19 protein-coding genes are annotated in these 18,811 nt (G+C 50.0%); 15 read left to right on the top strand and 4 right to left on the bottom strand.

Annotated features, from left to right (window positions below):
• Positions 1 to 126: 126 nt before the first annotated feature.
• From AC6B99_RS25015 to AC6B99_RS25050, 8 genes are all read left to right on the top strand, one after another.
• A complete protein-coding gene (locus tag AC6B99_RS25015) occupies positions 127 to 1,281 on the top strand; it encodes a cysteine desulfurase family protein (protein WP_496664482.1) in 1,155 nt (384 codons plus the stop codon).
• Position 1,282: 1 nt separating this feature from the next.
• The gene (thiI, locus tag AC6B99_RS25020; RefSeq protein WP_496664483.1) at positions 1,283 to 2,512 is read left to right on the top strand and encodes a tRNA uracil 4-sulfurtransferase ThiI; all 1,230 of its coding nucleotides are present in this window, start codon (positions 1,283 to 1,285) and stop codon (positions 2,510 to 2,512) included.
• 178 nt (positions 2,513 to 2,690) lie between these two features.
• Positions 2,691 to 3,368 carry a TerC family protein gene (locus AC6B99_RS25025; RefSeq protein ID WP_056041678.1) on the top strand — a complete coding sequence of 226 codons (678 nt, stop codon included), beginning with the start codon at positions 2,691 to 2,693 and terminating at the stop codon, positions 3,366 to 3,368.
• 202 nt (positions 3,369 to 3,570) lie between these two features.
• Positions 3,571 to 4,053, top strand: a complete 483-nt coding sequence (locus AC6B99_RS25030; protein ID WP_046230390.1) for a hypothetical protein — start codon at positions 3,571 to 3,573, stop codon at positions 4,051 to 4,053.
• A gap of 58 nt (positions 4,054 to 4,111) precedes the next feature.
• Positions 4,112 to 5,953, top strand: a complete 1,842-nt coding sequence (typA, locus tag AC6B99_RS25035; protein ID WP_056041676.1) for a translational GTPase TypA — start codon at positions 4,112 to 4,114, stop codon at positions 5,951 to 5,953.
• Between the two features lie 32 nt (positions 5,954 to 5,985).
• Complete coding sequence (locus AC6B99_RS25040) at positions 5,986 to 6,309, top strand: YlaH-like family protein (protein WP_056041674.1); 324 nt, start codon at positions 5,986 to 5,988, stop codon at positions 6,307 to 6,309.
• Positions 6,310 to 6,439: 130 nt separating this feature from the next.
• On the top strand, positions 6,440 to 7,498 hold the full coding sequence (locus AC6B99_RS25045; protein ID WP_056041672.1) for an LCP family protein: 1,059 nt from the start codon (positions 6,440 to 6,442) through the stop codon (positions 7,496 to 7,498).
• An 81-nt stretch (positions 7,499 to 7,579) separates the two neighbouring features.
• Positions 7,580 to 7,789: a hypothetical protein gene (locus AC6B99_RS25050; RefSeq protein ID WP_099520919.1), complete on the top strand. Its 210-nt coding sequence runs from the start codon at positions 7,580 to 7,582 to the stop codon at positions 7,787 to 7,789.
• Between the two features lie 3 nt (positions 7,790 to 7,792).
• Here AC6B99_RS25050 and AC6B99_RS25055 read toward each other — a convergent pair whose 3' ends face one another.
• A complete protein-coding gene (locus AC6B99_RS25055) occupies positions 7,793 to 8,422 on the bottom strand; it encodes a YhcN/YlaJ family sporulation lipoprotein (RefSeq protein ID WP_494880704.1) in 630 nt (209 codons plus the stop codon).
• A 115-nt stretch (positions 8,423 to 8,537) separates the two neighbouring features.
• On the opposite strand from AC6B99_RS25055, the gene AC6B99_RS25060 reads away from it, so the two are divergent.
• Positions 8,538 to 9,869, top strand: a complete 1,332-nt coding sequence (locus AC6B99_RS25060; RefSeq protein WP_056041668.1) for a PhoH family protein — start codon at positions 8,538 to 8,540, stop codon at positions 9,867 to 9,869.
• A gap of 48 nt (positions 9,870 to 9,917) precedes the next feature.
• On the opposite strand, the gene AC6B99_RS25065 is transcribed toward AC6B99_RS25060, so the two are convergent.
• Positions 9,918 to 10,325, bottom strand: coding sequence for a hypothetical protein (locus tag AC6B99_RS25065; RefSeq protein ID WP_496664484.1), 408 nt, complete (start codon positions 10,323 to 10,325; stop codon positions 9,918 to 9,920).
• On the opposite strand from AC6B99_RS25065, the gene AC6B99_RS25070 reads away from it, so the two are divergent.
• Positions 10,300 to 11,574, top strand: a complete 1,275-nt coding sequence (locus AC6B99_RS25070; protein WP_496664485.1) for an extracellular solute-binding protein — start codon at positions 10,300 to 10,302, stop codon at positions 11,572 to 11,574. The two genes, AC6B99_RS25065 and AC6B99_RS25070, sit on opposite strands and share 26 nt — an antisense overlap.
• Here AC6B99_RS25070 and AC6B99_RS25075 read toward each other — a convergent pair.
• Positions 11,569 to 12,666 carry a hypothetical protein gene (locus AC6B99_RS25075; protein WP_496664486.1) on the bottom strand — a complete coding sequence of 366 codons (1,098 nt, stop codon included), beginning with the start codon at positions 12,664 to 12,666 and terminating at the stop codon, positions 11,569 to 11,571. The genes AC6B99_RS25070 and AC6B99_RS25075 overlap by 6 nt on opposite strands.
• 288 nt (positions 12,667 to 12,954) lie before the next feature.
• Positions 12,955 to 13,191: a DUF2626 domain-containing protein gene (locus AC6B99_RS25080; RefSeq protein ID WP_056041661.1), complete on the bottom strand. Its 237-nt coding sequence runs from the start codon at positions 13,189 to 13,191 to the stop codon at positions 12,955 to 12,957.
• Between the two features lie 277 nt (positions 13,192 to 13,468).
• On the opposite strand from AC6B99_RS25080, the gene AC6B99_RS25085 reads away from it, so the two are divergent.
• From AC6B99_RS25085 to AC6B99_RS25105, 5 genes are all read left to right on the top strand, one after another.
• Positions 13,469 to 14,122, top strand: a complete 654-nt coding sequence (locus tag AC6B99_RS25085) for an RsfA family transcriptional regulator (RefSeq protein WP_056041660.1) — start codon at positions 13,469 to 13,471, stop codon at positions 14,120 to 14,122.
• 63 nt (positions 14,123 to 14,185) lie between these two features.
• On the top strand, positions 14,186 to 15,229 hold the full coding sequence (locus AC6B99_RS25090; RefSeq protein ID WP_496664487.1) for a ketopantoate reductase family protein: 1,044 nt from the start codon (positions 14,186 to 14,188) through the stop codon (positions 15,227 to 15,229).
• 13 nt (positions 15,230 to 15,242) lie between these two features.
• Positions 15,243 to 15,638: a DUF3397 domain-containing protein gene (locus AC6B99_RS25095; protein ID WP_099520912.1), complete on the top strand. Its 396-nt coding sequence runs from the start codon at positions 15,243 to 15,245 to the stop codon at positions 15,636 to 15,638.
• Positions 15,639 to 15,812: 174 nt separating this feature from the next.
• Positions 15,813 to 17,453 carry a bacillithiol biosynthesis cysteine-adding enzyme BshC gene (gene bshC, locus AC6B99_RS25100; RefSeq protein ID WP_496664488.1) on the top strand — a complete coding sequence of 547 codons (1,641 nt, stop codon included), beginning with the start codon at positions 15,813 to 15,815 and terminating at the stop codon, positions 17,451 to 17,453.
• A 27-nt stretch (positions 17,454 to 17,480) separates the two neighbouring features.
• Positions 17,481 to 18,740 carry an adenosylhomocysteinase gene (locus AC6B99_RS25105; RefSeq protein ID WP_046230404.1) on the top strand — a complete coding sequence of 420 codons (1,260 nt, stop codon included), beginning with the start codon at positions 17,481 to 17,483 and terminating at the stop codon, positions 18,738 to 18,740.
• The last annotated feature ends 71 nt before the right edge of the window (positions 18,741 to 18,811 follow it).

The raw sequence follows: 18,811 nt of genomic DNA on the forward strand, positions 1-18,811 counted from the left end.
ATTAGCGGTACTTTATTTCGTCGCAGTCTCTAGGCTGTAAAAGCACTTCTTTTAGATCACGAATGGCAGCTAGCTTGCCGTCGCTGATCTTTTTATTTTTTCTAGTAGGAAAGGAACGTTTGGCTCATGTTATATTTCGATCATTGCGCATCTTCGCCGCCTTACGAGGAGGTTATTGATACGCTGGCTGAGGTGATGAAGGCGCATTATGCGAATCCATCATCGATTCACCATGCCGGTGCAGATGCAGATAAGCTCATTTCCCGCTCGCGTTCGCTGCTTGGCGAGCTGTTCGCCGTGAAGGCTGAGGAATGGCTGTTCACTTCTGGCGGCACGGAGAGCAACAATCTCGCGATTAAAGGAGCGGCAAAGCAGTACCAGAGCCGGGGAAAGCATCTAATTACGACCCAAATGGAGCATGCCTCCGTCTACGATACGTTCAAGCAGCTGGAGCAGGAAGGCTACGAGGTTACTTATTTGCCGGTTGACCAGGCGGGGCAGGTTGAACTGGAAGCGCTGCGGATGGCTTTGCGCGACGACACGATTCTCGTCAGCATTATGCATGTGAATAATGAAGTTGGCAGCGTGCAGCCGCTCGCAGACATTGGCAAGCTGCTGCAAGGGTATCCGCGCACGCTATTGCATGTGGACGCGGTGCAAAGCATCGGCAAGCTGCCGATTGATGTGCGAGGCTGGGGTATTGATCTGCTCAGCGGCTCTGCACATAAGCTGCGCGGTCCCAAAGGGATCGGCTATTTGTACGTCCGCGAGGGCGTAACCCTAACGCCGCTGCTTTCAGGCGGCTCGCAGGAGCAGGGCATGCGCGCCGGGACGCAAAATGTGCCCGGCATCGTGGCATCGGCCAAGGCGCTGCGCATGGCGATGCAGTCGGCGCAGGAGCGGCGCGAGCGGATGTACCGTCTGCGCCAGCAATTGACGGAGTTCGTTGAGGCTGCGCCGGAGCTGGTATTGAATGGCGGGGCGCCGGAGAGCATGGCGCCGCATATTGTCCATTTTTCCTATCCGGGCATGAAGCCGGAGGTTGTCGTTCATATGCTGGAGCAGCATGGCATTATCGCTTCTACGAAGTCGGCTTGCTCCTCGCGCGACAATAAGCCGAGCCGGGTGCTGCTTGCAATGGGACTGGGGCAGGAACGGGCAGCCAGCGGCGTGAGAATTAGTCTGGGCGACGAGCATACAGAGCAGCATATTTTGCAGCTGTGCGAAATGCTGCGCCTTACAATAAGCAAGCTTAAGCCGCTTGAAAGGAGCGCAAGGTAAAGTGATGTATGATAAAATAATCATTCGCTACGGCGATCTGGCAATGAAGGGACGCAACCGCGGAATGTTTGAGAAGCGGATGCTCCAGCAGCTTCAGTTGCGATTGAAGGATTTTGCCGCGCTGACGTATTCAAAAATGTTCGGGCGGCTTTATATTAATTTAAACGGGGAAAATTACTCGCTTATCGCTGAGAAGGTCAAGGACGTTTTCGGTATTTCGACCTTTAGTCCAGTCGTAAGCGTTCAACCGGAGCTGGAGGAAATTCGGGCAGCAGCGCTTGCGCTGATGAAGGCTATCCCACAGGAGCCCGCTACCTTTAAAGTGAATGCAAAGCGCGCATGGAAGAAGTTCCCGCATACGTCGCAGGAGATGAATCATTTGGTTGGGGCCCACGTACTGCGTGCGATGGACAACTTAAAGGTTGATGTGCGGAGGCCCGAGGTGGAGCTGAAGGTCGATATTCAGGAGGAAGCGGCTTATATTTTCAACGAGGTCGTTGATGGCCCAGGCGGCTTCCCGTTCGGTACGAACGGCAAGGCGATGCTGCTATTATCTGGCGGCATTGACAGTCCAGTAGCGGGATGGATGGCGATGCGCAAAGGGCTGGAGCTGGAAGCGGTCCATTTCCACAGCTACCCGTTTACGAGCGAGAAGGCGAAGGAGAAAGTGATCGAGCTTGCGAGAAGGTTATCCTATTACAGCGGCGCTCCGCTGAGGCTGCATCTGGTGCCTTTTACGGAAGTTCAGACGACGCTTGCCCAGTCGGGACAGGACCCGCTTATTATTACGCTAATGCGCCGGGCGATGCTTCGCATTACGGAGAGCCTTGCCGAGAAGAACGGAGCTCATGGAATCGTGACGGGCGAAAGCTTGGGCCAGGTAGCGAGCCAAACGCTCGTCAGCATGGATGTCATTGGGCGTGCGACTGTGCTGCCGCTGCTGAAGCCGCTTGTTATGATGGATAAACAGGAAATTATTAATGAGGCGGAGCGTTTGGGCACGTTTGCGACGTCGATTTTGCCATATGAGGATTGCTGTACGCTATTTTTGCCGAAATCTCCAAGCATTAAGCCGAATTTGCGGTTTGTAGAAAAGGTGGAAGGCTACCTGAATCAGCAAAAAAATCTGGAGCAGCTGCTGGATGAGGCTGTGCAGCAAACAGAAGTGCTGCTGCTGACGCCGGAAGATCCTGAGCCGGAAGCAAGTGCCGGTGAAGACCGCTGGTTCTAAAAATCAACGATTAACGGCTTGCTGTAAGCCGCTTTAAGACATAGGCCGACTTGCCATGTGAAATGGTGGGCGGCCTTTTTTTTCGTAAGAGAGAAGAAAGGGCAGTACCCCGCATTAGGCTTTCCGGCATATTCGCTCCAGCTTGGACATACAGGTGGTAGTATAGGGGGCGAGTACTATGGACAGCTTTTTCATATTTATACAAATCATTCTGATTAATCTTCTGCTAAGCGGCGATAATGCTATTGTAATCGCAATGGCGAGCAAGCATCTGCCGGAGCATCAGCGCAAGCGGGCGATCTGGTGGGGGACAACGGCTGCTGTTGTCCTGCGCTGCGTGCTGACGCTGGCGGCGATTTCCTTGCTTCAGACGCCGTTCTTGCAGGCCATTGGCGCCGTGCTGCTGTTTTATATTGCAGTCAAATTGCTGGCCGATGCGGGGGAGTCCGGCGGAGGAGGCGTGGCCTCTCATAAGGTGAAGCGGGCAACATCGCTGCCTGCTGCGATATGGACGATTGTGACGGCTGATTTTGTAATGAGCCTGGATAATGTGCTGGCGATCGCGGCTGTGGCGAAAGGGCAGACGCTGCTGCTGCTGCTCGGCATTGCACTGAGCATTCCAATGATTATTTGGGGCAGCCAATTGCTGACGAAGCTGCTGCAGAAATTTCCTTCACTTATATATATTGGAGCGGGCTTGCTCGGCTTTGCGGCGGGCGGCATGCTTGTCCATGACCCGGGCATGCATCGCCTGCTGTTCAGCAGTTCAGCAACGGCAATTGAAGCGATTCCGCTGCTCAGCATCCCGTTCGTCATTATTATCGGCATCCTGATGCGCCGATCGGCGCTGGCCTAAGCTTTCATCCCTGTCGATATGCAGCAAGGAAGCGTGCTAGAATCAGGCATCGTGCGGCTATAAGAAGCGGTTTGCTAATTTTTTTTTCATGTTGCCCTTGTTGCACTGGTATTTTTACTTCACTTCCTTTAAACTAGTAAAGATAAAAACTGTCGTCTTTCGTCAGGATATGCGTAAGGCGTTGTAAGGAGCGGAAGCGCGGATGCCTAACAACAAATATTCCGCTGGAATTATTGTGCTGCTGGCTGGTATCGTAATATTGCTTGGCAAACTGGGTGTGTTCAGCTTTTTGGGATCCAATTTTTGGCCGCTTCTCGTTCTTATTCCGGGAATTCTGCTGCATGTGCTGTATTTCGGCAGGTTGTTTCCGGCAGTTGTGCTTATTCCAGGAGGCATGCTGATCGTTTATTCGATTTTGTTCATGCTTTGTATCATGTTCGGATGGGATACGCTCAAATATGTTTGGCCGCTGTTTATAACGGGTGTAGCGGTTGGGCTGTACGAGTACCACTTGTTCGGCGCATCCCGCGAACGCGTTTTTTTTAACGCCTCCGCCATTCTCGCTGTTACATCGGCTGTACTGCTGATTTTGGCGCTCGTTTGGAGCTGGGGGATATATGCGATTGCTATTATCCTGATTGCGGCCGGAGCATGGATGATGATGGGGAAACGATCCCGCTGGTAGACGGCAAGCAATCGGTTAGGATTATACAAAATTAGACAAATGGAGTGGATTATTAGTTATGCAAGCAAGAGAGAACATTCGGAACATCGCGATTATCGCGCACGTTGACCACGGCAAAACAACGTTGGTTGACAAACTGCTTCAGCAATCAGGAACTTTCCGTGAGAACGAAGCGGTTCAGGAGCGTGCGATGGATTCCAACGATCTAGAGCGTGAGCGCGGCATTACCATTTTGGCGAAAAATACTGCGATTACGTACAAAGATTATTTGATCAACATCGTTGATACACCAGGACATGCTGACTTTGGCGGCGAAGTTGAACGTATTATGAAAATGGTTGACGGCGTATTGCTCGTCGTTGATGCTTTCGAAGGGTGCATGCCGCAAACGAAATTCGTATTGCGCAAAGCATTGGAATCGAACCTGAAGCCTATCGTAGTATTGAACAAAATTGACCGTCCTAATGCTCGTCCATCAGAAGTTGTGGATGAGGTGCTTGACCTGTTCATCGAGCTAGGTGCAAGTGATGAGCAACTGGAGTTTAATGTCGTTTATGCTTCCGCATTGATGGGCACTTCGAGTCTTGACCCTGACAAACAAGATGAGAACATGGAAGCGATGTATGAAACGATCATCAACCATATTCCTTCGCCAACAGAGAATGTAGAGGAGCCGCTGCAATATTTGGTGACGCTGCTTGACTATAATGAATACTTGGGTCGTATTGCGGTTGGCCGTGTAAACCGTGGTATCGTTCGTCAAGGTCAGACCGTTGCCGTTATGACGCGTGATGGCGGCAAGAAGCAGGCTAGAATCGAGAAGCTGTTCGGCTTCCAAGGTCTGAAACGGATTGAAATCGAAGAAGCAGGCGCTGGTGATATCGTAGCCATTGCAGGTATTAAAGATATTAACATCGGTGAAACGATTGCTGATCCAGCGAATCCGGAAGCTTTGCCGGTTCTGAAAATTGACGAGCCGACGCTGCAAATGACGTTTCTTGTCAACAACAGTCCTTTTGCTGGTCGCGAAGGCAAATGGGTTACTTCCCGTAAACTGCGTGAGCGTCTGTTCAAAGAGCTTGAGACGGATGTTGCTTTGCGCGTAGATGAAACAGATAGCCCGGATGCTTTTATCGTATCGGGACGCGGCGAGCTTCACTTGACGATTCTGATTGAGAACATGCGTCGTGAAGGCTTTGAGCTGCAAGTATCGAAACCGGAAGTAATCGTTAAGGAAATTGACGGCGTGAAGCAAGAGCCTTACGAGGGTCTGATCATTGACGTGCCGGAAGAAAGCATGGGCGCTGTTATGGAGAGCCTTGGCTCCCGTAAAGCTGAAATGGTCAACATGGTGAACAACGGCACAGGCCAAGTTCGCTTGGAGTTCATTATCCCAGCTCGCGGCTTGATCGGCTACCGTACCTCTTTCCTTACGCTTACACGCGGCTACGGCATTATGAACCATGCATTTGACAGCTACGGTCCGCTTGCTGGTTCTGGCGTTGGTGGACGTCACCAAGGCGTTCTTGTCGCTACTGAGAACGGCGTAACGACTTTCTACGGCATGATGGGCGTAGAGGATCGTGGTATTCAGTTCCTGGAGCCAGGTACAGAAATTTACGAAGGCATGATCGTTGGCGAGCACACGCGTGACAATGATATCGTCGTTAACATTTGTAAAGAAAAGCAATTGACGAATATTCGTTCCGCTGGTAAAGACGATACCGTTAAACTCAAAACGCCTCGTCTGTTCTCCCTGGAGAGCGCGCTTGAGTATTTGAACGATGACGAATATTGCGAAATTACGCCGAAGTCGATTCGTCTTCGCAAAAAAATCTTGAACAAAAGCGAGCGCGAGCGTGCAGAAAAACAACGCAAAACATCACAAGCTGGCGTTTAAGGCGCTAGCCGCCTGATTGGAGGTTTAACGGCATGCAGCAATGGTTTAGTGATCATTGGGTCGTTTCTTATTTGCTTATATTAGGATTCACGATCTATATTTTCAATACCGTGTTTCGGGCGAATAATGCGAAGCTGCCAATTCTAAAGGAAGTACTGGTTTACATTTTGATCGTATTCGGTTCTTTCGTACTTTGGATTTTACAGGTGGATTCGCTGCCGATTATTCAATGTATGGGAATTGCTGTATTAATGATGCTTATGCTTCGCGGTCGCCAGCTGTATGACAAGCTGCAAAGTAAACGGGCAGGCAAGCACGCTGTAAAGGAATCAGACTCCGGAAGTAACGGCATATGAGACGTTAGCGTGTTCTTAAGATCGGATCTGCCTTCTGCAGCAGCGATATCCGCGAGAATTCGTGGGTATCGCTGCTTCTTTGCGTAAATGAGGACAGAAACGAAATCCAAAGGATTTGAAGGTGGTTGCTATGAGCGAAGGCTCTAAAGGATTACCCCCTAGAACGGCTGCAAGCAGGCCGGGCGGGGCCAAGAAAACAGCTCCGAAGCCAAAGAAGAAAAAGAAAAAAGGCAGCGTTTGGATTAAAATTATGTTTGCTGTGCTTTCCGTTCTTATTTTAATTATGTTATATGTCGGTTATCTTGCTTACGTGGCTACCAATGCGGTTGATACGATTGGAACGGCGAACAATATTGTCGTGCCGGAAGAAGAGTCTGTTAAGAAAAAGCCTACAGGCATGGTGCTGCTCGGTATTGACTCACGTGAAAAAGGCGGCGGTTTAAATACCGACGTGATGCTGGTCGCTATTTTTAATCCAAATTCAAAATCAGCGTCCGTCATCTCGATTCCACGGGATTCAGTGCTGCAAGTAGATGGTTATCGCGAGCGGAAGGCGAATGCGAATTACAGCACTTTTTTCAACAATGCCCGTTCTGAGAAAAATATGGACAAAGAAGCGGCAGAGAAGGAAGCAAAAAAGGAAATTCGCGAAATGCTGTCCAAATATTTTGGCGTTGATTTGAAGTATACCGGTATTATTAACTTTAAAGGCTTCACCGATGTTGTTGATGCGCTTGATGGCGTTGAGGTGAATGTGGAGATGGACATGCGTTACCGGGATACAGCCGATGGCACTAACATTAATTTAAGCAAGGGCCAGCAGGTGCTTGATGGGAAAAATGCCCTCGATTATGTGCGCTATCGCAAATCGAATCAGGGAACAGCCGAATCGAGCGACTTCGACCGCAATCGTCGGGAAATGGAAGTCATTGGAGCGATTTTTGATAAAATGAAATCGTTTGAGGGCGTTACGAAATACGATAAGGTCATCGGCGCAGTCGGCAGTAATTTGACGCTCGATATGCCTCCGTCTGAAATTAAAAATATGCTCAGTACATATTTGGGTATGGGCAGCTCCGATATTACGTTCCAAGCGTTAAACGGAACGTGGAAGAGCCCATATGTATATGTCGATTCCACATCGCTTGAGGAGGCGCGCGCGGTACTTCAGGCAAAAATGGCTGAATAACCATAGACGCTGGATTCAATAATGGCTATAATAGGAGCTAAGGATACCGAATGCTATTCCTGTTAGAAGGAGGTCATGCTGATGACCGTATTCTTAGCCGCCAATTTCGAGCAACTCATCGAAGCTGATTGCATGCCTCGTTTTAAACGTGGTTTTGCTGGTGTGGCTATGACGGCAGAAGCTTGTCCAAACGTCATTTCGGTTATCTGTACTTCTCGTGAACAAGTATGTACGCCTATAAGAAAGCCTGACGATCATAGGGTCGTCAGGCTTTCTGTGCGTTTGCGCTAGCGGTTAATGCTTGTCCACATGCGTTGCGTGCTTTTGGATTTGCTTCTCATGGAGCTGATGCTCCTGCTCCTGCATGCGAGACTGGGTGTGCGATTGCGTCTGCGTCTGTGGCTGCTCCGGCTGATGAGGCGTCACATTGCGTGGGATTTGCGGCACGATGCGGCTGATAATATCGGCCATTTCTTCAGCGAAGCCCTTAATCGGCTTTCCGCGCCGAATATCGGCTCCCATTTCCTTCAGCCGCTGTGAGACGTCCATATCGGCTGTTACGACAGCATCCATACCATAAGGATCTTTATGGAAAGCTTCGGCAACGGAATATTTAATCGTACCAATTCGAGCACGATCCAGCTTACTGTCGACATCGATGCCGACAACGGCTGTTTTACCAAGCACGACGCAATGCGCGTTGCTTACGCCGCGAACGCCTTTTGCAAGCTTTTCAAGATGATCAGCGACTTCCTTATTCGTTTTCAATGGTTTAACGGAATCTTCCGCAAGCTGCTGCGCCCTTACAGCGCCATTCGCATGATTTTCCTGTGGAGAGGGTGATGCCATTTCGTTTCGCTTGACGGTGCTGCAACCAGCCGCAATAACAGCGATTGCGATCAAAACCAATAACCGTTTATACACGTGAGCCACCTCGTCTTTCTTGTTGCAGATCGTTATTCAGAACCTAGTGTACCCGCAGTATAGTATGGCTATGTATAGGCCTTTCAATTGAATGTCCACGCCGGGAGGGTTTTTCATGAAAAAAATATTCGTGCTCGATACAAATGTGCTGCTTCATGATCCGCAAGCGATCTTCGCCTTTGGCGATAATGAAGTAATCATTCCCGCGGTGGTATTGGAAGAGATTGACTCCAAGAAAAGATTGGCAGACGAGCTTGGCCGCAACGCCCGCTCTATCTCACGTACGCTCGATAAAATGCGTGAGCAAGGACGGCTTCACGAAGGTATTCCGCTGCCTGGCGGCGGCGTTCTCAAGGTAGAATTAAATCACCGCAGCTTCGTGCGGGTTCAGGAAATGTTTGGCGAGATGTCTAATGACAACCGAATATTGGCGGTTGCTCTGAACTATCACTTAGAGCAATTGGATCGTCAGGAAATAAGCTCTGTCGTGCTGGTGAGCAAGGACGTGCTTGTCCGCATTAAAGCGGATGTGCTCGGCCTGATGGCAGAAGATTACATGTCTGACCGCATTGTAGCCCCTTCTGACGTATACGCCGGATATGTGACGTTGTTCGTTCATCCTTCGATTATCGACGAGTTTTATTCGTACCGGTTTTTGACGGTGAAAAATTTGCAGCTTGGCAGCAGGCTGAATCCGAATGAATTTGTCATTTTGCGAGATGAAATGGGCACCTCCAAGTCCGCGCTGCTCAAAGTGTCGCAGGATGGGATTAAGCTGGAGCCGCTGTTCCTCAGCAATGATCCGGTGTGGGGCATTACGGCCCGCAACGCGCAGCAGCGCATGGCGCTGGAGTTGCTGCTTAACGATGAAATTCCGCTTGTCACCTTAACGGGTAAAGCTGGCACAGGCAAAACACTGCTTGCTCTGGCTTCGGGCCTGCTCAAGGTAGAAGATGAGCATAAATACAAAAAACTGTTAATTGCCCGTCCGGTCGTTCCAATGGGCAAAGATATCGGGTATTTGCCAGGGGAGAAGGAGGAGAAGCTGCGGCCTTGGATGCAGCCGATCTACGACAATCTGGAATATTTATTCGATACGAAAAAATCCGGGGATATTGAGAAAATATTGATGGGTCTTGGCAGCATTCAAGTAGAAGCGCTGACCTACATTCGTGGGCGCTCCATTCCGGGCCAATTCATTATCATTGATGAGGCTCAGAACTTGACCAAGCATGAGGTGAAGACAATTGTATCGCGTGTAGGCGAAGGCAGCAAAATCGTCCTTATGGGCGACCCAGAGCAAATTGACCATCCGTATTTGGATGCGACCAGCAATGGCTTAACGCATATTGTAGAGCATTTCAAAAACGAAGGCATTAGCGGCCATATGACGCTGGAGAAGGGCGAACGCTCCAAGCTGGCTCAGCTGGCAGCGGATTTGCTTTAAGCGCTGGCTCTTGTTCTTAGCTATCAGCTTTCTAAGCTGAGGTATGCTCTAATTTCTTTCATTGAGCCGCTGCAAATAAGGCGAAAATGAAATCATTGGTTTATATAAGTGGACTGCGACGAAATGAGCGCAGTCCTTTTCTCTGCGCTTTCCCATTTGGTGAAAATGGCAAAGCGGAATGAAAGGTTTGAGCTGTAGAAGCGGAGCGTTCGCATTTGCCGATGGATTTCTACGCTTTAGCGTAAATTCCATAGAATCCATCGGCAATAGCGATCGAAAGCCAAACCTTTCATGCAGCGCAGCTCCGTTTTCACCAATACTCCGCTCTCTACTAATTTGGACAATACTTGCATTAATTGCTATGATATAAAATGTGCCCAGATGAAAGTAGAGGGGAAGGGTTGCTGTGTCGATCAGGAAATATGCTACAATGACAGCGGTTTTGGCTTTATTCATTATTATTTTTCTTCTATTAAACTTTAGCGACAGGACCCTTAACCGGGCTGAAAATTTAAATAGAGATACGAATGCCGAGCCAGCGGGCGGAGAAGAGCAGGCAGATCAATCGCAGATACTAAATGTAACCGTTTCCATGGATGAGAATGAATTTTCTAAGCTTAAGGAAGCGACAAATAGCTATCAAATGAAGCATGCGAATACAATGGTCAAGCTGACGAATATAGTGGATGAAGGCGACGGCTATGCCCAGTGGAAAAAAGCGCTGGAGCTTGGAGCAGCACCGGATGTTATGCTCATGGACAGCGAATGGGTGCGCGAGTTTGCGGTGCGCGGCTTGCTCAATCCCGTCGATGTGCCCAGCACCTCTGATACAATGGCTGAGCGTCCTGCAAGGCTGCTTGACCCGCTGAAGTGGAACAGCTATTTGTGGGGCATCCCTGTTGATGCAGACCCTTACGTGACGGTATGGAACAAGGCTTTGCTCGCTGAAGCGGGCTTGTCGAAGCCACCAGCGGATTGGGATGCTTTTGGCAATCTGCTTCATAAGCTGGAAAGTGGCGGCCAAGAGTGGCAGGCGCTTTATGTAGAGCCTCATAATGTCGCATCCTTGCTTGTGTGGCTGGATGAATGGACAGCAGAGGGAGAAGAAGCTGGAGCGGCATATTTGCATTTTGACAGCAAGGCTGTGCAGGAACAGCTAAAACGTCTGGAGTCGATATCGGGGCGAATTACAGCAACAGCTCTGGCAGACTATAGCTTGTCTACAGGCACACAAATGGTGGAGCAGCATATTGCCGCTGCCAGCATTCCATGGTCCGTTTACAGCAAGCTATCTGCGAAGGAGCAAAGCAAGCTGCTGCTGGATAAAGGCGCGATTCATGACGTATGGCTTGGAAGCAGGAGCTATGTCGTGGCCGGAACGAGTAAAGTGAAGGAAGAAGCTTTTACGTGGATTAAAGAAATGGTGGAAATTGCCGGGCAGCAGCAAAGCTATGCGACAACGGGGAAGCTGCCAGCCAAAAATTCCTTGTATACAGGGTCCGATAATATTCAGGAGAGCGGTACAGCGGGGGCCGGCAGTCCGCCGCAGTGGTGGCTTAAGGTGCTGAACGGCGAGCCTTCCGCTCAGCCGACTGATCCCGATTGGCACGAGCGCTGGATGCATGCGCAGCAGCTATGGCGGCAATATGCAGAAGGCGAAATCACAATGAAAGCATTCGTACAAGCTATAGGGACATCCCTATAGCTTGACTTGTAAGGTGACGATAAGCTCACCGTCTTTAATTTCCACTTCAGTTGCTTGCAGGAAGGAAATAATCAAGGAGGGATAGAAGCCAAGGTCAAACTGCTTCTCCAGCTCCTGCTTAGTCGTGTCAGGCAACGATAGACCATTGAATAGAAGCTCGTCTACATGAAAAATAATGCCATTGCGCGGCTCTTGTTCAACCGTATAATGGCCGGTCACGCTTAACTCCAGCGCATCCCGCTTGCCATAGGCGGTCAAGGAGCCATCTTCAAAGGAGAAGGAAAATTGCTTAAAGCGCTCATCTTGTTCCCGCAGAAAGGCATTCAGGGCATCCTCGGGAATGCGAATCGTATACGTTAGGCCACTCGTTTCCAAATATTGCTTATTGTTTTGCAGCCACTCCGGCAGCTTCTGCATCGCTTTCGCTAAGGCGCTAAAGTGCTGCTTGACTTCATAAAGGCCAACCGACTCCCAGTACTTGGTCAATTCCACCATCATAAGCCGCAGCTTGTCGGCATCCGAACGCCCGGCAAGTCCGCCTTCTATTTGCTCCTGCAGCGTTAGCACTCGGGCACGCTGTTCTTTCAGCCGCTGCTCGATTGAGGCGAGCTCTTGCTGCTTCTTGCCAAGCTGCTCGATTCCTTTCGCGAGCTGGGCATATTCCTCCTTGTACAGCTTCATCACATCGCGGTCATGTGCGAAAATCAAATCGGCATATTCCATAACCATCAAAAAATCCGACAATGATCGTGACGATAACAGCGCAGTCAGCCATATATCCCGATCCCCCATATAATAAGCACGCAGTACTTTACCGGCTTGCTCGCGCTTGTGAGCGATTTGTTGCTCCTGTTCTTCCAGCGCTTGCTTGGCGCTTGCTGTCTCTTTGGTCAAGTCGACCTGCTGCACTTGAACGCGCTTGATTTCATTATCAATTTCGACGACGGACAGGCTTTTTTCCAGCAGCAGCCGAGTTTCCTCGCTATTAGAGGTCGCGGGCTCGGCAAATGCAGGCATTACGCACCACAGGGACAGCATGCTGGCCATCAGCGCAAGCAGCGCGAACCGTGTAGGAAAGCTTTGAAATGCCACTCTCGGCCTCCTCTCTTCTTGGTCATTATATGCGGCGAATTATTCTATTATATCTTACATTTGGAAAAGCATGAACAGGACTATAGGGCAATTATCGCGGCATTTTACGCGTATGCGGGCCATTTTGCACATTAAAAAACGGCGGACCCATGAGGATCACGCCGTTTTTTCCGATATTCAAGCGGACACAAGGTGAAACGGCTGTCGCTGTCCTTTGACAGCGCGGCGCGTTTCATTCCGAGAAATATAAGCCTAATAATAAGTATGAAACTTATAATGCTTATATTTTTAAAAAGGATTGCCCATTTGGAACACGGTCCAATATGTAAAGCCTCCAAATGCGATAATCATGTAGCCCCAGAACATAACGATGTACGTTTTTTCTGTAAAGTTCAAATAGCCTAAAAATACGAAAGCTACTGCTTGGGCGAAAAACAATAATGCAAATTCTGTCATATGTCCAGCAAACGCCATAAGGCCAATGACAAGGGTCCAGAAACCCAAAACCCGATACATACGTGCCATATCTGTATATCCCCCTTTCGCTTTAGACACGATTTTCTACAGATTATTATAACGTTTGTACAAATAGGTGTAAACCTGCTATTTCAAAATATAAGCTAAGGACAACATTTTTTGCGAAGAAAGCCTGCTTTCTGCATAAGTTTGCACCAGAAACAGGCCGAATATGTATGAGGGCTTGAAAAAATGGTTATACAATTTAGTATCCAATAGATTCTATGAACTCTACCAAGGGCATAGATATAAGGTAAGCGTCTTTACGTTAGGAGGTTTTGGTTGCATGACAGCAGTCAGACAAGATGCGTGGAGTCCAGACGATGATTTAATTCTCGCCGAAGTGACCCTGCGCCATATTAGAGAAGGCAGTACCCAGCTTGGAGCTTTCGAAGAGGTGGGGGAGCGGATTGGCCGCACGTCCGCAGCATGTGGATTCCGCTGGAACAGCTGCGTCCGCAAGCGTTATGAAGAGGCAATCCAAATTGCCAAGCAACAGCGGCAGAAACGCAATTATTTGAAAAAACAAGCGATAGCGGCAACCCCGCAAGTATCTTCGCTGTCTGCTTATGAGGCGACAGACGAGAGAGGTTTCAAGGCGGAAGCGCAATCAACGGAGGAATTGCTTTCCATTGATTCGGTTATTCGTTTCCTGCGTCAAATCAAGACAACGTACCACGATGTAGGACGTCAGCTCAAGTCGTTCGAGAAAGAGCTGAGAGAGAAGGAAGAGGAGCTTGGCCGTTTGCGTAGCGAAAATGAAAGATTGTCTCGTGAGGTGAACAACGCTCAAAGCGATTACCACACCGTTAATGATGATTACAAAACGTTGATTCAAATTATGGACCGCGCCAGACGGCTTGCCGTGCTGACGAATGATGAGGAAGCGAAGCCGCGCTTCAAGATGGATGCCAATGGCAACCTGGAACGAATTGAATAGAATCGATAACAGCCCGCCGGATGATTCGGCGGGCTGTTGGCGTCTTTATAGGATATGCGTATAATGGAAGAAAGCGTATGGAAGCAGGAGGTAGAGGGAATGCATATCGCCATAGTAGGCGGAGGAGCGCTGGGACTGCTTCATGCAGCGAAGCTGGCCTCTACAGAAGCAGAGGTTACAGTATGGGCACGCACGGAGCATCAGTCCGTTCTACTGGCGGAAGAAGGCATTCGCTTGCTGGAGCTTGACGCAGCGGGCGCAGCTGGGGAAGCATCACGGCAGCCTGCAAAGATAGTAAGGGTGCATAGCAGAAGCTTAAGTGCGGCAGCAAAAGAAGCAGAGACTGGCTGCGAGGGGCAGCAGCAAGCGCCAGATTGGATTCTCGTCACCGTCAAGCAGGCGGATTTGACGAGGGAGCTGCTTCGCGCCATAAGGAAGCTCGCGGCCCCAGCTACTGCTATTCTTTTTTTGCAAAATGGCATCGGACATCTGGAGCTGGCGGCGCAGGAGCTTCCGGGGTTTCCTTTATTTATTGGAGTTACGACCGAAGGGGCTCTGCGCCAAGATGAACGAACGGTCCGGCATACCGGCAGGGGGCAGCTATCGCTTGGCCCAGCGCCATTAAATAGACAAGCAGCGGGCAAAAAGGATGAAAATCAACAATTAATGTTGCAAAATACCTTGCAATTGGCAGGATTTACGGTGTTGCTGTCGAAGACAATGAACAATCGAGTTTATGAGAAGCTCCTCATTAATGCAATCATTAATCCGCTTACAGCTATATTTGATGTGACGAACGGCGAGCTGCCACAGCATTCGGCAAGGCTGCGGCTCATGCGCGCTTTATATGAGGAAACAAATAAGATATTACGAGTGGCAGGCGGTGCGGAGCTTGAAGAGGGCGCTTGGGAGAGAGTGCTTGCTGTCTGCGCGGCTACTTCAGCCAATGTTTCATCGATGCTTAGCGATGTACGGGCGGGCCGTCCAACTGAAGTGCAATGGATTAATGGCGGCGTTTCCAGCCTTGCGAGACGTGTTGGCATGGAATCGCCGCTGAACGATGCCATGAGCGAAATGGTACGGCATTTGCAGGATGATCGGCGATAGGGAGGCGATACAGATGGGAATAATATGGGAGAGCATCAAGCATTTTTATGCCTATATGGCGGTTATTCCGGTAATACCTTTTCTCCTGATTTATTTTGGCTACGGCGCAATTATACAAGACCGCAAAAAAGCTTTTCGTCTGGCAATGGATGTGACGACTGCGCTGCTGATCGGATGCGTGGCTGTACTGCTTGATTCCTTGTTTAATAATTCTTTTGGTTTATATGGCATTTTATTGTTTATGCTGATTGGCGGCGGCTTGCTGGGCAACGCCCAGTTCCGCAAACGCGGCAGCGTCAATGTGAAAAGAATATTCCGCGCCGTATGGCGGCTTGGATTTTTCACGATGAGCATGCTTTATCTGCTGCTTATGTTTATTGCCATCGGGCAATCTATATTTTCGATATAATGGCGGATTGTAACAGACTGCAAACTGCTGCAAAGCAGGCCTTTTTGCAAAGGGTCTGTTTTTCTTTTTGACGCGCGCCCTACATCTTGTGTACAATCAATTTGTCTGTTACAGGCAGAATCATAAGCATTTAAGCTTAAATATATGGTTTCAATTAGGAGGTAGGGGTGGCTTATGTCTACCGAAACTTATTCATTACCAAGCACCCAGCCGCTCACGGATGCCTATGTGAACCTGACGGACTCAAGGGTTGAGTCCTTGTTTGGCTATCATCCGGGTCGCAAGGGCGATTGGGAGCTGCGTGCCAAGCGGCTTGCAGAATCGGCGGGCGCAAGGGCGGAAGCGGCATCAGTCGCTGCTGTGCTGCGTGATTACAATAGCAAATGGAACGCTGCGCCCGAGGTGCTAGCTGCCATTGATGCGATTGCGGAAGGTGCGCCGGTTATCGTTGGCGGCCAGCAGGCTGGACTATGGTCTGGACCTCTTCTCGTTATACATAAAGCCGTATCGATTATCGGCGCAGCCCGCCATGCCGAGCAGCTGCTTGGGAGAAAGGTCGCTGCCGTATTTTGGATTGCTGGAGAGGATCATGACTGGGACGAAGCGAACCATGCCTATGTGCTGACCGCTGACCAAGGGCTGCGCAAGCTGGCGGCTGCCCGTCCGGAAGGGGCAAGAACATCAGTTAGCCGGACGGCTATTGATGCTAATACGTGGGCTGAGCTGCTGGCTGAGCTGGAGCAGGCGCTGCCTCATTCTGATTTTAAGCCGGAAATTCTTCAGCAGCTGGGGCAAATTACGGAGCAGGCGCAATCGTTATCGGAAATGTTTGCCGGTGTAATCAGCTGCTTGCTGAGCAAGCAAGGCCTAGTTATTATGGACGCCGATGATCCGCAGCTGCGCAAGCTAGAGGCGCCGATGTTCGAGAAGCTGATTACGCACAACGATGAGCTGGAGCAGGCGTATACAGCTGTGGCCAACCAGGTGAAGGAGCTTGGCTATCCGCTGCAGGTTGATGTAACACCTGGCAGTGCCAATCTGTTTGTTTTCCAAACAGATAAAGGGCAGGAGCGGACGCTGCTTTATAAGCAGGCAGGAAGCTTCCAAAGCCGCAAGGGCGATTATTCGCAAACGAAGGAACAATTGCTGGACATGGCGCGGCAGCAGCCGGAGCAGCTCAGCAACAATGTGCTGACACGCCCGCTGATGCAGGATTATTTGTTCCCGGTGCTTGGAACGGTGCTGGGCGGTGCGGAAATTGCTTATTGGGCGATTACTGGAGAAGCTTTCCGCAAGCTGGATATGGAAATGCCACTTGTATTGCCGCGTATATCCTATACGCTTGTTGAAGGTACAGTGGCCAAGCATATGAGCAAATATGAACTGACGCTGGAGGATGTGGCGGTGCGCTTCGAGGAGCGCAAGCAGCAGTGGCTGGCGGAGCAGGACCAGCTGTCCATTGACGAGAAGTTTGCCGCAGCGAAGCAGGCGTTTGAGGATTTGTATGCGCCGCTGCTTGACCTGGCTGCTTCGGTACAACCGGGCCTTGCCAAGCTTGGCGATACGAATCGTCAGAAAATTATCGAGCAAATTACGTTTCTTGAGACGCGCACAAAGGATGCCCATGAGAAGCAATACGAAGCGGCTATTCGCCAGTTGGACCGCATTGCGCTGTCCTTGTGGCCAAGCGGCAAACCGCAGGAGCGGGTGCTGAATATGATCGCTTATTGGAACCGTTATGGAACCTCGTGGCTCGACAAGCTGCTGGAAGCTCCTTTTTCCCCGCTGGGCGGTCATCAAATCATTTATTTATAAACTTAAATTTGGAGGATGAATATACCTATGAGCACAATTGACAAAAGCATTATTCGCGACATTAAGCTTGCTCCGGAAGGACATTTGAAAATTGATTGGGTTAGCGCCCATATGCCTGTGCTTTCCAGCATTCGCGAGCAATTTGAGAAGGAACAGCCTTTTAAAGGCTTGAAAGTATCGATTGCGCTGCATTTGGAAGCGAAAACGGCTTATTTGGCTAAAGTGGTAAAGGCTGGCGGAGCGGAAGTTACAATTGCGGGCAGCAACCCGCTGTCCACGCAGGATGACATTTGTGCGGCGCTCGTAGAAGACGGCATTACCGTGTTTGCAAAGCATAATCCTAGCCCTGAAGAGTACAATGAGCTCATTATTAAAGCGATCGAATCGAAGCCGGACCTTATTATTGACGACGGCGGCGAGCTGATTACGCTGCTGCATAAAGACCGCCCGGATTTGCGTGAAAATCTTCGTGGCGGCGCGGAAGAAACGACGACGGGCATCATTCGTCTGAAAGCGATGGAGAAGGATGGCACGCTGCAGCTTCCGATGGTTGCGGTTAATGATGCCTACTGCAAATATTTGTTCGACAACCGTTATGGTACAGGCCAATCGGTATTTGATTCGCTGAACAAAACGACGAACCTCGTTATTGCCGGCAAAACCGTCGTAGTCGTAGGCTACGGCTGGTGCGGCAAAGGCGTAGCGATGCGCGCCAAAGGCCTTGGCGCCAAAGTAGTCGTCACTGAAGTGGACGCGATTCGTGCCGTGGAAGCGCATATGGACGGCTTCACCGTGCTGCCGATGATGGAAGCGGTCAAGCTGGGCGATGTATTCATTACGGTAACAGGCAACCGCGACAACATTCGCGGCGAGCATTACAAGGTGATGAAAGGCGGCGCGATTTTGGCGAACGCTGGACACTTCGATGTGGAGTTCAACATTCCTGAGCTTAAGGCGCTTTCTACCAATGTGCGCACCGTTCGCAACAATATTGAGGAATACCAGTTGGAAGATGGCAGAAGCATTTATGTCATTGCCAAAGGACGCCTTGTCAACTTGGCAGCAGGCGATGGCCACCCAGCAGAAATTATGGATACGACGTTTGCGCTTCAAGCACTGTCGCTCCGCTATGTAAATGAGCAGTATAAAGCACTGGGCAAAAAAGTGGTTAATTTGCCGTATGAGCTGGACGAAAGCGTAGCGCGCATCAAGCTGGAATCGCTGGGCATCAGCATCGATACGCTGACAGCAGAGCAAATTGCTTATCAGGACAGCTGGAACGTCTAGGCCCAGCCCCTTGTTGCATAGCAACAGAGAAATAGAGGAACAGCCGCTTCTGCCGCTTAAATGCGGTGGCA

The sequence above is a fragment of the Paenibacillus liaoningensis genome (assembly GCF_059609455.1).